Source organism: Thalassospira sp. Z349TD_5 (genome assembly GCF_056173045.1).
The window spans coordinates 1,872,346-1,885,008 of record NZ_CM149654.1 but is presented as its reverse complement, the minus strand read 5'-3'; the positions used below and the strand labels follow the sequence as shown (position 1 = coordinate 1,885,008).

The window sequence follows — 12,663 nt, the reverse complement described above, 5'->3', positions numbered from 1 at the left end:
TTCCTGCTTACGTGAACCGGTGTCCTGGCCTTTGCACAACCGGCCAGGACACCTTCGCCGCCTTTTTCAAGGTGCGGCTTATCTCTGACAGGGTATTTAACAATGGCAGACACCGAAAACGCCGTTGAACTGCAAAATGTCGTCAAACGCTACGGCGAATTTACTGCCGTCAAACGCATTGACCTGACCGTACCAGACAACAGTTTCGTCACGTTTCTGGGTCCGTCGGGCTGTGGCAAAACCACGACATTGCGCATGATTGCCGGTTTGACCGATATCACCGAGGGCGATTTACTGATCCGGGGTAAGCGGGTCAACAGCCTGCCGATCCACAAGCGCAATCTGGGTCTTGTGTTTCAGAACTATGCCCTGTTCCCCCATAAATCGATTTTCGACAATATTGCCTTTGGCCTGAAATACCGCAAAATCAGCAAGTCTGACATCCGCGACAAGGTCAATCGTGCACTTGATCTGGTGCAATTGCCCAATGTTGCCGAACGCTATCCCAATCAGCTTTCTGGTGGGCAGCAACAGCGTATCGCGCTTGCACGTGCCATCGTGATTGAACCCGATGTTTTGCTGCTTGATGAACCGCTATCGGCCCTTGATGCCAATCTCCGCGAAGAAATGCGCGTCGAGCTTAAACGCATTCAGCGCGAACTGGGCATTGCCACGGTATTCGTCACCCATGACCAGTCCGAGGCATTGGCGATGTCTGACAAACTTGTTGTGATGAACAATGGCTTTGTCGAACAGGAAGGCGCGCCCCAAGACGTCTATAACAATCCGGCGTCCGCCTTTGTTGCCGACTTCCTTGGCCATTCAAACATCATTGCCGGCGCCCTTGGCGGTCCCGATGCGGCCTTTACCAATGTAAACTTGCAATCGGGCGAAACGCTTTTGACCACTGATGAGCAAACGGCCAAGGCCAATGGCTCCAAAGACGTCCGTGCGGTCATTCGGGCGGAAAAAATTGGCCTGTCCGAACAAGACGGATCGGGTGACGGCGTTATTTCCATTCCCGGCAAGATCAAGACTGTCGATTATCTCGGTCAACAGGCCCGATATTTTGTCGAAGCCAATGGCCGCGACTGGCAGGTCATAAATCCGATAGATGCCCGCCCCCATCAGGAAGGTGCCGATATCTTTATGCATATCGCTGCCCGCAATTGTGTGTTGTTGCCCGGTCACCAGGATTGATTTCACCAAGATTGATTTGCCAATCTGACCGGATCAGGAGAGCCACCAAAAATGACGCATACCGACAAAGCCCCGGTCGGTCACAACCGGGAATCCCGCCTGTTTTACCAAAGCCGGTCACGCCGTCCGCTGATTGACCGTGCAAAAGGCGTCTATATGTGGGACGTCGATGGCAAACGCTATATCGATGCATCCAGCGGTGCCATGGTCAGCAATATCGGCCATAGCGACCCGCGCGTGATCGCCGCAATGAATGCACAGCTTGAAAAAGCCAGCTTTGCCTATCGCCTGCATTTTGAAAATGATGCGGCGGAAAATCTGGCATGGCGCCTTGCCGAACGGGCACCGGGCGATCTGGAACGTGTTTTCTTTGTCTCGGGCGGCTCCGAGGCGGTTGAAAGCTGCATCAAACTTGCCCGGCAATACGCACTTGCAAAGAGCCAAGCCCAACGCACCAAAATCATTTCACGGTTTCCAAGCTATCACGGGTCAACCTTAGGCGCGCTTGCCATCACTGGCTACACCCCGATGCACGCGCCCTTTGCCCCGATGATGGTTGATCAGCCAAAAATACCTGCCCCAACCTGCTATCTAGATCGCGATGACCTGTCCGATCATGAACGCGGCATCAAATATGCCAACATGCTTGAGGCTGAAATCCTAAAACAGGGTCCCGAAACTGTCCTTGGCTTCATCATGGAACCGGTTGGCGGGGCCGCGACCGGGGCACTGGTTGCACCCGACAGCTACTATCACCGTATCCGTGAAATTTGCGATCAATACGGCATCCTTCTGATCTATGACGAGGTCATGACAGGGGCCGGTCGTACCGGCAAATATTTCGCCGCCGAACATTGGGGCATCACGCCCGATATCCTTGCCGTGTCCAAAGGATTGGCGGCGGGTTACGCCCCACTTGGCGCGATGATTGCGCCCGACCGCATTGTCGGACCGGTGCTTGATCACGGCGGGTTCATTCATGGTTATACCTATGCCGGAAATCCACTGGCCTGTGCGGCGGGCAATGCGGTTCTTGATGTCATTGATGAGGACGGGCTTCTTGAAAATGCCGCAACCAGTGGGGCTGCGTTAAAGGCTGAACTTGGTAAACTTGCCGATGACTTCACCATGATCGGTGATGTGCGTGGCCTTGGTTTGTTGCTCGCCATTGAGCTGGTTAAAAACCGCAGCACCATGGAACCGCTTGATCCCAAACATTTGGCAGCCGCCCGTTTGGTCGATATCGCCTATGACATGGGCCTGATCATTTACTGGCGCCGCACACGCGGCGGGTATCGTGGCGATCACGTCATGATTTGCCCGCCGATGTCGATCACCCCGGATCAGTTTGCCGACATTCTGGGTCCGCTGCGCGCCGCCCTTAGCGACCTTCAGGACGAACTTGCCCTTGCCGGAGCCTTCTCATGAGCCGTAAAGTCATCATTACCTGTGCGATTACGGGATCGGTTCATACCCCATCCATGAGCCCGCATTTGCCTATCACCCCCGATGACATTGCCAAACAGGCCATTGATGCCGCCAATGCCGGGGCATCGATCCTGCATCTGCATGCGCGTGATCCCAAAACCGGCTTTCCCAGCCCCGACCCCGATCTGTTTCTGGAATTTCTGCCCAAGATCAAGGCCGAAACAGATGCGGTGATCAACATATCAACCGGTGGCGGCATGACCATGACGGTCAAAGACCGCATTCGCGCCGCCAGCATTGCTGCGCCCGAAATGGCATCGCTGAATATGGGAACGATGAATTTTGGATTGTTCCCCGCCCTTGCGGTGGATCGCGACTGGCAACATGACTGGGAACCGGAATTCCTTGAAAACAGCCGCGACTTTGTTTTCAAAAACACCTTTGCCGACATCGAAACCATTCTCGCCGATCTGGGTGATGCTAATGGGACGCGGTTCGAATTTGAATGTTACGACGTCGGGCATCTTTATACGCTGGCCCATTTTGTTGACCGCGGCCTGATCAAAGGCCCGTTGTTCATCCAGTTTGTCATGGGCATTCTGGGCGGCATTGGGGCGGACCCGGATAACCTCGCCCATCTGAAACGCACCGCCGACAAGCTGTTTGGCGACCAATACCAGTTTTCGGTTTTAGGCGCGGGCCGCCATCAAATGCCACTTGCCAGCATGGCCGCCGCCATGGGTGGAAACGTGCGGGTCGGGCTGGAAGATAACCTTTATCTGCGCAAGGGCGAACTAGCCCCCGACAACGCGTCCCAAGTCCGCAAAATCCGAGAGGTTCTTGACGGTTTATCGCTTGAAATCGCAACACCCATTGATGTCCGTGCTCAACTTGGGTTGAAAGGCGGCGATAAGGTCGCCTTTTAGCCAAAACATCATCGCGCGACCAGCGCCATGGAACAAAGACAAAGACGCCATCACCCGTTACGACCACGCTTAACGTGAAAGGCGGCAGCCATGATGCATGCCTATTTCTCAGACGATCAGTTACGCCATCACGGCAAAACATTCATTGTTGCTGGTGAACGCAAACCGATCCCCGAAGTCCCCGAACGCGCCGAAATCCTGAGCGGGGCGGTATCGCGCCTTGGGCTGTCGCTGCATGCGCCGCGTGATTTCGGGATGGACCCGATTGCCGCCATTCACGATGCCAATTATTTGACATTTCTTCAAACCATCTACTCGGAATGGCAGACTGCCGGTGGGTCGGAACTGGTGATCCCCAATATTCACCCCTTTGACCGCAATGGTCCCTATCCGCGTCATCATGTCGGTAAGGCAGGCTTCCATCTGGGCGATACGTCCTGTCCGGTATCGGAAACTACATGGTATTCGGCCTATGCCAGTGCGCAAACCGCCATTGCCGCCACGCGTCATGTCCGTGATGACGGGGCCAACACCGCCTATGCACTGTGCCGCCCACCCGGCCATCACGCCAGTTCAAACATCGCCGGTGGGTTCTGTTATCTCAACAACAGTGCGATTGCCGCACAGGAATTGCGCGCCAAATATGACCGGGTGGCGATCCTTGACGTCGATCTGCATCATGGCAATGGCACGCAGCATATTTTCTATGACCGTGATGATGTCATGACGCTTTCGATACATGCCGACCCCAGTGATTTTTATCCGTTTTTCTGGGGCCATGCGCAGGAACGTGGCGAAGGTGCCGGGGTTGGCTTTAACCATAACGATCCCCTGCCCCTTGGCAGCGGTGACGCGGCGTTTCTCAGCGCACTTGACCGGGCATTGGCCGTGATGGATGATTTCAATCCGGGCGCGGTTGTCATCGCCCTTGGACTTGATGCATCGCGCGATGATCCGTTTGGCGGCCTGACGGTTAGCCCGGACGGGTTTGCCAAAATCGGTGAAAAAATTGGCACCCTTAAGTGCCCAACCGTGCTAGTGCAGGAAGGGGGTTATGTCAGTAACACGCTGGCAGAAAACCTGTATCAATTCATCAGCGCGTTTCGCACCACCAACGACAAAAACGCCCCAAAAAACGCTTAGACATCAGAAGGCCCCAAATGACCCATTCCGACATCCTGATTATTGGCGGCGGTATCGCCGGTATGTCTGCGGCATTCTTTCTGGCAAAGGCCGGAAAGTCCGTCACGGTTCTGGAACGCGAAGACCAGCCCGGGTATCACAGCACCGGCCGGTCTGCGGCTCTGTATAGTGAAACCTATGGCCCCAAAATCATTCGCAAGATGTCAACGGCAAGCCGGGATTTCTTCATCACCCCGCCCGACGGGTTTACCGATCACCCGATCCTGACCCCGCGCGGCATCATCATGACCGCAGCACCGGGCGAAGAAGCCAAGCTTGACGAAATCCTGACCGAAGGCCGCGCAAACGGGGCAAATTTTGTTTCCCTGACCCCGGCCGAGCTCAAAGAAATCATCCCGGTGATCAATACCGATCTGATTGCCAGTGCGGCCCATGAAACCGATGCCATGGACATTGATGTTCACGCACTTCATTGGGGCTTTATCCGCCAGTTCAAATCACTGGGCGGTACGCTGATCACCAAGGCCGATGTCAGTGCGATCAACAAAATAAATGGCACATGGCAGGTAACCCTTGGCAATGGGCAAACCCACAGCGGTGATATCATCGTTAATGCCACAGGCGCATGGGTCGATGACATCGCCACCAAGGCCGGTGTCAAACCGCTTGGCATTACGCCCAAACGCCGCACCGCCGTGATGGTGGATTTGCCGTCCGATGTGAATGCCCACGGCTGGCCACTGGTCGCCAGCCTTGATGAAAGCCTGTATTTCAAGGAAGACGCCGGACGGTTGCTGGTCTCCCCCGCCGATACCACCCCGACCGAACCCCATGATGTTCAGCCCGAAGAACTCGATATCGCGATCACGATTGACCGGCTGATGACCGCAACCAGCATCGAAGTCCGCCGTCCCGGCGAAAGCTGGGCCGGGTTGCGCAGCTTCTTTGCCGATGGCGATCCGGTTTCGGCCTTTGATCCGGCTGACGGCAGTTTCTATTGGCTGGCCGGTCAGGGCGGATATGGCATTCAAACCGCACCGGCCATGGGGGAATATGCTGCCAGCCTGATCTGTGGCAACGGCATTCCTGCCCATATGCAAAAACTTGGCATTACCGAAGATGCGCTCTCGGCAACCCGCCCGTCGCTGGTGACCGGAAAATAACCGGCTGCACCGCCCCGAACGGAGACACATCAATGACCCGCTTTGACCGCAACAGCTTGCGCAAGGCCGTATCAAACCGCACGACGCAGGCGATCGATGACCTGTGTGCGCTAGTACGTCATGACAGCTTGCTCGGCAACGAAGCCTCCGCACAGGGCTGGATTGCCGATCAGTTTGCCGACATGGGCCTTGATGTCGAACGGGTTGCAATTGATATCGACGCGCTGCGCGATCAACCGGGCTTTTCCCCGCCGGTGATTGATGATTATGACGGACGCGAAAACGTCATTGGCCTGCACCGCCCCAAAAACCCAACCGGGCGCAGCCTGATCCTTAATGGTCATATGGATGTTGTGCCAACCGGTCCCGCGAACAAATGGCGGCGCGGCCCGTTTGATCCTTATGTCGAGGGTGACTGGCTTTATGGGCGCGGTGCCGGGGATATGAAGGCCGGGATCATTGCCTATTGCCACGCGCTTCGCGCCCTTCACGATATCGGGTTGGAACCCGCAGCCCCGGTAATTTTACAATCGGTTATTGAGGAAGAATGCACGGGCAACGGCGCGCTGGCCTGTCTTCACGCCGGATATAAGGCCGATTGTGCGATCATTCCCGAACCGTTCAACCAAACCCTTATGACCGCCCAGCTTGGCGTGATGTGGTTTCAACTTCATGTGTCGGGTAGCCCGGCGCATGTTCTCGATACCTCGGCGGGCAGCAACGCGATTGAAGCGGCCTTTGGCTTCTTTGAAGTTCTTAAAGAAGTCGAAGAAATCTGGAACCATCCAACCCATCGTCATGCCACCTATGGCGCGCATGTTCACCCGGTGAACTTTAACCTTGGTAAAATTGACGGCGGCGAATGGGCATCAACCGTGCCGCCGGTTTGCTCTGCTGATATTCGTGTCGGGTTTTACCCCGGCATGGAACTTGCAAAAGTCCGCGAAACGATTGAGGCCGTCAAACAAAGTGCGATTGACAACCACCCGGCGTGCAAGGGTGCGTCGTTTGACATCACCTATCGCGGGTTTCAGGCCGAAGGATGCGAGATGGATGTCAACCATCCGATGATGACGATGATGGGCGACATCCATCAGGAAGTCACCGGCAACACGATCAAAAACTATGCCTCAACCGCAACAACCGATGCCCGGTTTTTCCAGATTTACGGCAACATCCCGGCCACCTGTTATGGCCCCAAGGCCCAACGCATTCATGGCATTGATGAACGGGTTTCAATTGCCAGCATGATGGAAGTAACCGAAGTTTTGGCCCTGTTCATTGCCGACTGGTGCGGCGTGCAAAAGCGTGCTAGCTAATTCGTATTATTGAATAATATATACTGAACCCCACAAGGAGAGTTTCATGACCATTCAACGTTTTCACACCGGCCCGCGTATGAGCCAGGCCGTTGTCCATGGCGACACCATCTATCTCGCAGGTCAAGTTGGCGATGCCAAAAGTGACATCACCAACCAGACCAAAGAATGTCTGGCAAAGGTTGATGCCCTTCTGGCCGAATGTGGTTCGAGCAAAGAAAACATCCTGTCGACCACCATCTGGCTGGCCGACATGAAAGATTTCGCCGCCATGAATGCGGTTTGGGATGCATGGGTTCCGCAGGGTCACACCCCGGGCCGTGCCTGTGGCGAAGCCAAACTTGCCACCCCTGATTTTCTGGTCGAATTCATGATTATTGCTGCCAAGCCGTAATATTTAACGACCCAACAAAAAACGCCCGGCAGAGCAATCTGGCCGGGCGTTTTTTGTTTTAATCGATCCATGCCGAAATGTTCAGGCGCGCTCTTCGCGAGTCATGATCAAGGATTTGGCTTCAAGTGTGCGATGCACCGGGCATTTATCGGCAATTTCCAACAGTTTTGCGCGGGTTTGATCATCAAGATCACCGACGAAGGTGATCTTGCGTTCGAACCGGTCAATCTTGCCGCCTTTTTGCGTATGTTCCTCGGCACACTCCGCACAATCATCGGCATGAATTTTATCATGCAGGATTTCCACCCGCACAGCTTCAAGCGGGATGTTTTTATGGTCAGCATACATTCGAACCGTCATCACCGTACAACTGCCAAGGGCGGCTGACAAAAACTCATAGGGCGACGGACCGCTGTCAAACCCACCGACTTTTTCCGGCTCATCGGCCAGCATGCGATGACGCCCGGCCATGACCATCGCCTGAAACTTGCCCTGCCCGGTTTCGCGCACGACAACACCGTTACCGATGTCGTTTTTCACCGCTTCATCGGCGGGAATATACCGCCCCGCCCAAGCCGCAATCACCGATGCGGCATACTCCGCATTCGCCGGATCACGCAGCAAATGATCGGCATCATCAAGGGATACAAAGCTTTTGGGATGCTTGGCCGCGTCAAAGATTTTCGCCGCATTTTCAATCCCGACGGTCTGATCCATCGGCGCATGTAAAACCAGAAGCGCCTTGCGCATCTGACCAACTGCACGCCCAATATCATGATTGGCCAGATCATCGACAAACTGGCGCTTGATCACAAACGGCCGCCCGCCGAGCGAGACTTCCGCCTCACCGTTGTTTTTAATGTCGTCAAGATGGGCCGCAAAGTTATGCGTGACGTGATCAACATCGGCTGGTGCGCCAATCGTCGCGATCGCGGTTGCTTCGGGCACGCGGTCAGCAACGGCCAGAACCGCCGCCCCGCCCAACGAATGCCCGATCAAAAGCTTCGGCGCCTCAAATTCATCCCGCAAAAAGTCCGCCGCCCGTTCAAGATCATCAAGGTTCGATGTAAAATTGGTCGAGGCAAAATCACCGCTTGATCCGCCAAGCCCGGTAAAATCAAACCGCAGCACGCCGATGCCTTGCAAGGTCAAAGCTTCGGCAATTTTGCGCGCCGCACTTAAATCCTTGGTACAGGTAAAGCAATGGGCAAACAGGGCATAGGCCTTTACCGGCCCGGTCGGCATATCAAGCCGCGCTGCCAGCTTGGCACCATGGGCGCCGTCAAAAGTTAGTTTAACGGGTTTTCCGGGCATCGACAGTCTCCGACCAAGGCAATGAACAAAACGAACTTTTATCTTACGCCACACACGATAAGATTACAGTAGCGCCACCACCGTAACACGGAAATTTTAATGATCATTCTGCAAACACCGCGCACCATCGTGCGTCAGGCAACCCTCGATGATGCTGCATTTGTCATCGAATTGCTCAATGAGCCGGGCTGGATACGGTTTATCGGAGACCGCGACATCCATGATCTTGATGCGGCGCGTGCCTACATCCACGAGCGGCTGCTTTCAAGTTACGCAAAACACGGTTTTGGAAGCTATGTCACATGTGAAAAATCAACTGACAAACAGATCGGTCTGATCGGCTTTGTCAAACGCGATACCCTTGATGCACCCGACATCGGCTATGCCGTTTGCGAAGTCCATCAGGGTAAGGGATATGCCTTTGAGGTCTGTCAGGCATTGGTGCAGCACGGATGGGAAAATCTCGGCTTTGACAAGCTGTATGGCTATTGCCTTCCCGACAATGTGGCATCGGTCAACTTGCTGGAAAAACTTGGCATGACATATCTGCGCGACGACGACGTCAATCGATCCGATGAGATGTGCCGACTTTACAAGTCAACCCGCCCATAAAACCGACACCACCAGCCTCAATATAAACCCCGCACCTTTGCAGAATGCGGGGTTTATATTATTTGCGCCGAATGCCGATCTTGCGCCCGACACCTGACGGAATTTCAAGGCCTGCGTGCGCGTCTTTGATCTTATTCAGTGTCGCCATGATATCATCGGGAAACGGTGCGGAACGCCGCTGTTCCATATTGATATGCATGGTGATGATTTCATTGGTCGATGCCAGCCAGCCCTCGGTCCCATGACGCATTTCATGATACATGTGAATGCGTTTCGTATCACAATCTAGCACGCGCGTATGGATCACAAACGGCGCATCAAGATGAATTTCCCGGTCATAGGTCACATGCATTTCAAGACCGAACGTCGATCCGCCGCGCTCCTTGGGATAGGTTGCCCCCATCCCGACCGCGTTTAAAAACGCCATCGATCCCAGATCAAACGCCACCACGTAATAGCCGACATTCATATGGCCATTAAAATCAATCCATTCCGGTTTGATCGTGCCGCGATATGCCTCAAGCGGTTGTGGCGCAAAAAGATCCGTACTGATCATTTCCCGACGGCCTTGACCACGGCAACGGCGGCAGCGAAATCTTCCAGCGAATGACCAACCGATTTAAACACCGTACATTCGCCGTCACTTTCGCGGCCCTTGACCTCACCGCGCGTCAGGCCAAACAGATCGCCAATGATGTCGGATTTTGCAATCGCACCACTGTCGATTGCCTGCACCACATCACCGCCCTCGGCACTCGCTCCCTCAAAACTATCGACATAGATGCGGCATTTGGTCATCACCGCATCATCGGTTTCGCGCATGGTCGGTTTAAACGCCCCCACCAGATCAACATGAGTGCCATCGCGCAACCAATCGCCACGCACCAGCGGCTCGGTCGAAAGCGTCGCACATGAAATCAGATCGGCAGCTTTACACGCACCTTCAAGATCATCCGTACCGGTGGCATTAAAGCCAAGCCCGGCAATCTCGGCGGCCAGTTTATTGGCCTTATCGCCATTGCGGTTCCAGATGGTGACATTCTTGATCGGGCGGACCGATGCATGTGCGCGGATCAATTGCGGCGCCATCGCCCCCGACCCGACCATCACCATGTCGGTGGTATCTTTACGCGCAAGGTAATCCGCGGCCAGTGCCGATGCCGCCGCCGTGCGGCGCGTGGTCAATTTGGTGCCATCAATCACTGCCGATGGCTGCCCGGTCACCGCATCAAGCAGAATATAGGTCCCTGACACCGCCGGAAGGTTGCGCGCCGAATTCCCCGGCACCACGGCGGCGACCTTTACCCCCGCCGCACCGTCTTTTTGCCAGGCGGGCATAATCAGGAAGGTCGCATCATCCTCGTTGCTGCGTTCCATGTTGAAATGGCTGCGCAGCGGCGCCTCGCAACCATGGGCAAACCCGTCACGAAGGGCTTCGACCAGATCACGGGGCCAAACAAACTTGTCGATATCTTCTGCCGAAACGAAACGCATGAGCCTTCCTGTATAACTATTTTTGATTTCAGTGTGGTAGCAGCCTCTTTTATACCACGTCACACCGTCTCAGTCACAGGAAGAGGACTGGTTTTTTATGCTGTTTTTTTGGGAGTTGACGTCGTTTTACGGCTGCAAAAACCGTTTGAGATGGCCAAACAGTGATCCAGTGCCCAGAAAGACTTCTTCAAGCACGGTAAAGTGGTTCGCACCCCACGCCTTATAGACAGGAACGGTCAGGCCAGAACGCCTGCAATATGCGGCATAGGCATCACTTTGCCGGACAAATTCCGGGCTTTCATTGCCGCCAACAATTGCCATCATTTTCACATTCCGTGGCACCGCATCAAGCATCGGTGAATTGTCCGCCGCCGATGCTTCATCAAGGCGGATATCATCATTCATCGTTGTATGGCGCACCGGTTCAAGGTCAAACACACCTGAAATCGGCACCACAGCACAAAACGGGTTGGGATCGCCAAGGATATCTTCCCAGTCACAGGACGCCAGTCGCGCAACGATCTGCCCACCTGCCGAATGACCTGAAATTGAAATCCGGTCCTGATCGCCGTTAAACTCACCCACATGCTGATAGACATATTTCACGCACCGCACCGCTTGCTGGGTGATCTCGGCAACCGTCGCATCGGGACATAAATCGTAATTTGCACAAATCACCGTAAAGCCCGCCGCCACCAAATCACGGGCGACAAAGGCATAATCCTTTTTGTCCTGACTGCGCCAATATCCGCCGTGGAAAAAGATATGTACTGGTGCGCCTGTATCGGGCGATAGAAACACATCCATGGTTTCTTTTGGCCCGTCGCCAAAACGAACATCGATTTTAGGTTTGAGTTGTGCCCGCGTTTCATCGGACAATTTCACGAAGCGGTCGAAATGGGTCATGAACTCCGGCACGGTTTCGCGCGGATTATATTGCCATTCCAGTTCTGCTGCTGTGAAACCGCCCCAACTCATCCGCTACCTCGAATTTACGGGTCTGTCTTGTATACGATTGACTATTCCACAACGATCTTTGTTTAATTTTTGACCATTTGCAAATACTTCACATGCGCTCTACGTATTTTTTGCACTCAATGGCCAACAATGATTGAACCTATCCGACCGGAATGCGAAAATGCGCGAAAGCAATTTCAGATCAACTGGATAAATCATGACGACTGCCCCAAATCAAAGCCCGTTCCCCGAATCCGACCTTGATCGCAATCAGATTTGGCACATGCTGGTCCCGCGCGACATTGCCGCCTTTGTCGCCGCCGACTGGTCGATGGTCGAAGATGATTTCAAGGCCGATGGGTTTTACGCGATTGATGCCTGCACGTCCGATGATCCCGACACCTGGAAAATGATGTTCCCCGACCTTACCGCTTACCGGAACGAATGGCTGCGCCAAGCAGTTGCGGCCAAGGATGTGCCCTATGCCGAAGACCTCTATACGGCGGTTTTTCGCGCCACCACGCTTGATAAAATCGACATCACCGGCAACCGTGCGCTGGTCCGCAAACATTTTAACGGGCGTATAAAAAAAGCAGACGGCACTGAAGACCGTCTGCTTTGGAAAACCCATTATTACTGCGAAAAACAAGATAGTGGTAAATGGCTGATTACCGGATTTACCGGCTATCTGCCCAATCACGATCCGGCTTAAC

13 protein-coding genes are annotated in these 12,663 nt (G+C 54.3%); 9 read left to right on the top strand and 4 right to left on the bottom strand.

Going from position 1 to position 12,663, the window contains the following annotated elements; translation table 11 throughout:
* The first annotated feature begins 102 nt into the window (after positions 1 to 102).
* The 7 genes from AC0VXT_RS08480 (at position 103) to AC0VXT_RS08450 (ending at position 7,573) form a co-directional block, all read left to right on the top strand.
* Entirely contained in the window at positions 103 to 1,200 is a 1,098-nt protein-coding gene (locus AC0VXT_RS08480) for an ABC transporter ATP-binding protein (protein ID WP_102782856.1), read from the top strand.
* Positions 1,201 to 1,251: 51 nt separating this feature from the next.
* Positions 1,252 to 2,628, top strand: a complete 1,377-nt coding sequence (locus AC0VXT_RS08475) for an aminotransferase family protein (RefSeq protein WP_475548293.1) — start codon at positions 1,252 to 1,254, stop codon at positions 2,626 to 2,628.
* A complete protein-coding gene (kce, locus tag AC0VXT_RS08470; protein ID WP_475548292.1) occupies positions 2,625 to 3,554 on the top strand; it encodes a 3,5-dioxohexanoate:acetyl-CoA acetone transferase in 930 nt (309 codons plus the stop codon). Before AC0VXT_RS08475 ends, kce begins: the two co-directional genes overlap by 4 nt.
* Before the next feature lie 90 nt (positions 3,555 to 3,644).
* The gene (locus AC0VXT_RS08465; RefSeq protein WP_475548291.1) at positions 3,645 to 4,697 is read left to right on the top strand and encodes a histone deacetylase family protein; all 1,053 of its coding nucleotides are present in this window, start codon (positions 3,645 to 3,647) and stop codon (positions 4,695 to 4,697) included.
* 17 nt (positions 4,698 to 4,714) lie between these two features.
* Entirely contained in the window at positions 4,715 to 5,860 is a 1,146-nt protein-coding gene (locus AC0VXT_RS08460) for an NAD(P)/FAD-dependent oxidoreductase (protein WP_475548290.1), read from the top strand.
* Positions 5,861 to 5,892: 32 nt separating this feature from the next.
* Positions 5,893 to 7,179: a M20 family metallopeptidase gene (locus AC0VXT_RS08455; protein WP_475548289.1), complete on the top strand. Its 1,287-nt coding sequence runs from the start codon at positions 5,893 to 5,895 to the stop codon at positions 7,177 to 7,179.
* Between the two features lie 46 nt (positions 7,180 to 7,225).
* Positions 7,226 to 7,573 (top strand): RidA family protein, encoded by a 348-nt coding sequence (locus AC0VXT_RS08450; protein ID WP_022732458.1) that lies wholly within the window; start codon positions 7,226 to 7,228, stop codon positions 7,571 to 7,573.
* 81 nt (positions 7,574 to 7,654) lie between these two features.
* Here the strand turns inward: AC0VXT_RS08450 and AC0VXT_RS08445 are convergent, their stop codons facing one another.
* Positions 7,655 to 8,887 carry a bifunctional alpha/beta hydrolase/OsmC family protein gene (locus AC0VXT_RS08445; protein WP_475548288.1) on the bottom strand — a complete coding sequence of 411 codons (1,233 nt, stop codon included), beginning with the start codon at positions 8,885 to 8,887 and terminating at the stop codon, positions 7,655 to 7,657.
* Between the two features lie 99 nt (positions 8,888 to 8,986).
* Here AC0VXT_RS08445 and AC0VXT_RS08440 point away from each other — a divergent pair, with 99 nt between their 5' ends.
* On the top strand, positions 8,987 to 9,499 hold the full coding sequence (locus tag AC0VXT_RS08440; RefSeq protein ID WP_475548287.1) for a GNAT family N-acetyltransferase: 513 nt from the start codon (positions 8,987 to 8,989) through the stop codon (positions 9,497 to 9,499).
* 58 nt (positions 9,500 to 9,557) lie between these two features.
* Here the strand turns inward: AC0VXT_RS08440 and AC0VXT_RS08435 are convergent, their stop codons facing one another.
* From AC0VXT_RS08435 to AC0VXT_RS08425, 3 genes are all read right to left on the bottom strand, one after another.
* Complete coding sequence (locus tag AC0VXT_RS08435; RefSeq protein WP_475548286.1) at positions 9,558 to 10,055, bottom strand: thioesterase family protein; 498 nt, start codon at positions 10,053 to 10,055, stop codon at positions 9,558 to 9,560.
* Positions 10,052 to 10,993, bottom strand: a complete 942-nt coding sequence (lhpI, locus tag AC0VXT_RS08430; protein ID WP_475548285.1) for a bifunctional Delta(1)-pyrroline-2-carboxylate/Delta(1)-piperideine-2-carboxylate reductase — start codon at positions 10,991 to 10,993, stop codon at positions 10,052 to 10,054. The genes AC0VXT_RS08435 and lhpI overlap by 4 nt, the downstream gene beginning before the upstream one ends.
* A gap of 126 nt (positions 10,994 to 11,119) precedes the next feature.
* A complete protein-coding gene (locus tag AC0VXT_RS08425) occupies positions 11,120 to 11,971 on the bottom strand; it encodes an alpha/beta hydrolase (protein ID WP_475548284.1) in 852 nt (283 codons plus the stop codon).
* A 196-nt stretch (positions 11,972 to 12,167) separates the two neighbouring features.
* Here AC0VXT_RS08425 and AC0VXT_RS08420 point away from each other — a divergent pair, with 196 nt between their 5' ends.
* The gene (locus AC0VXT_RS08420) at positions 12,168 to 12,662 is read left to right on the top strand and encodes a hypothetical protein (RefSeq protein ID WP_475548283.1); all 495 of its coding nucleotides are present in this window, start codon (positions 12,168 to 12,170) and stop codon (positions 12,660 to 12,662) included.
* Position 12,663: the final 1 nt, after the last annotated feature.

Bases quoted from the DNA above. Each gene is read 5' to 3' on its own strand.
- AC0VXT_RS08465 (WP_475548291.1), top strand. From the start codon at position 3,645: ATGATGCATGCCTATTTCTCAGACGATCAGTTACGCCATCACGGCAAA.
- AC0VXT_RS08440 (WP_475548287.1), top strand. From the start codon at position 8,987: ATGATCATTCTGCAAACACCGCGCACCATCGTGCGTCAGGCAACCCTC.
- AC0VXT_RS08425 (WP_475548284.1), bottom strand. From the start codon at position 11,971: ATGAGTTGGGGCGGTTTCACAGCAGCAGAACTGGAATGGCAATATAAT.
- AC0VXT_RS08435 (WP_475548286.1), bottom strand. From the start codon at position 10,055: ATGATCAGTACGGATCTTTTTGCGCCACAACCGCTTGAGGCATATCGC.
- kce (WP_475548292.1), top strand. From the start codon at position 2,625: ATGAGCCGTAAAGTCATCATTACCTGTGCGATTACGGGATCGGTTCAT.
- AC0VXT_RS08455 (WP_475548289.1), top strand. From the start codon at position 5,893: ATGACCCGCTTTGACCGCAACAGCTTGCGCAAGGCCGTATCAAACCGC.
- lhpI (WP_475548285.1), bottom strand. From the start codon at position 10,993: ATGCGTTTCGTTTCGGCAGAAGATATCGACAAGTTTGTTTGGCCCCGT.
- AC0VXT_RS08420 (WP_475548283.1), top strand. From the start codon at position 12,168: ATGACGACTGCCCCAAATCAAAGCCCGTTCCCCGAATCCGACCTTGAT.
- AC0VXT_RS08480 (WP_102782856.1), top strand. From the start codon at position 103: ATGGCAGACACCGAAAACGCCGTTGAACTGCAAAATGTCGTCAAACGC.
- AC0VXT_RS08460 (WP_475548290.1), top strand. From the start codon at position 4,715: ATGACCCATTCCGACATCCTGATTATTGGCGGCGGTATCGCCGGTATG.
- AC0VXT_RS08445 (WP_475548288.1), bottom strand. From the start codon at position 8,887: ATGCCCGGAAAACCCGTTAAACTAACTTTTGACGGCGCCCATGGTGCC.
- AC0VXT_RS08450 (WP_022732458.1), top strand. From the start codon at position 7,226: ATGACCATTCAACGTTTTCACACCGGCCCGCGTATGAGCCAGGCCGTT.
- AC0VXT_RS08475 (WP_475548293.1), top strand. From the start codon at position 1,252: ATGACGCATACCGACAAAGCCCCGGTCGGTCACAACCGGGAATCCCGC.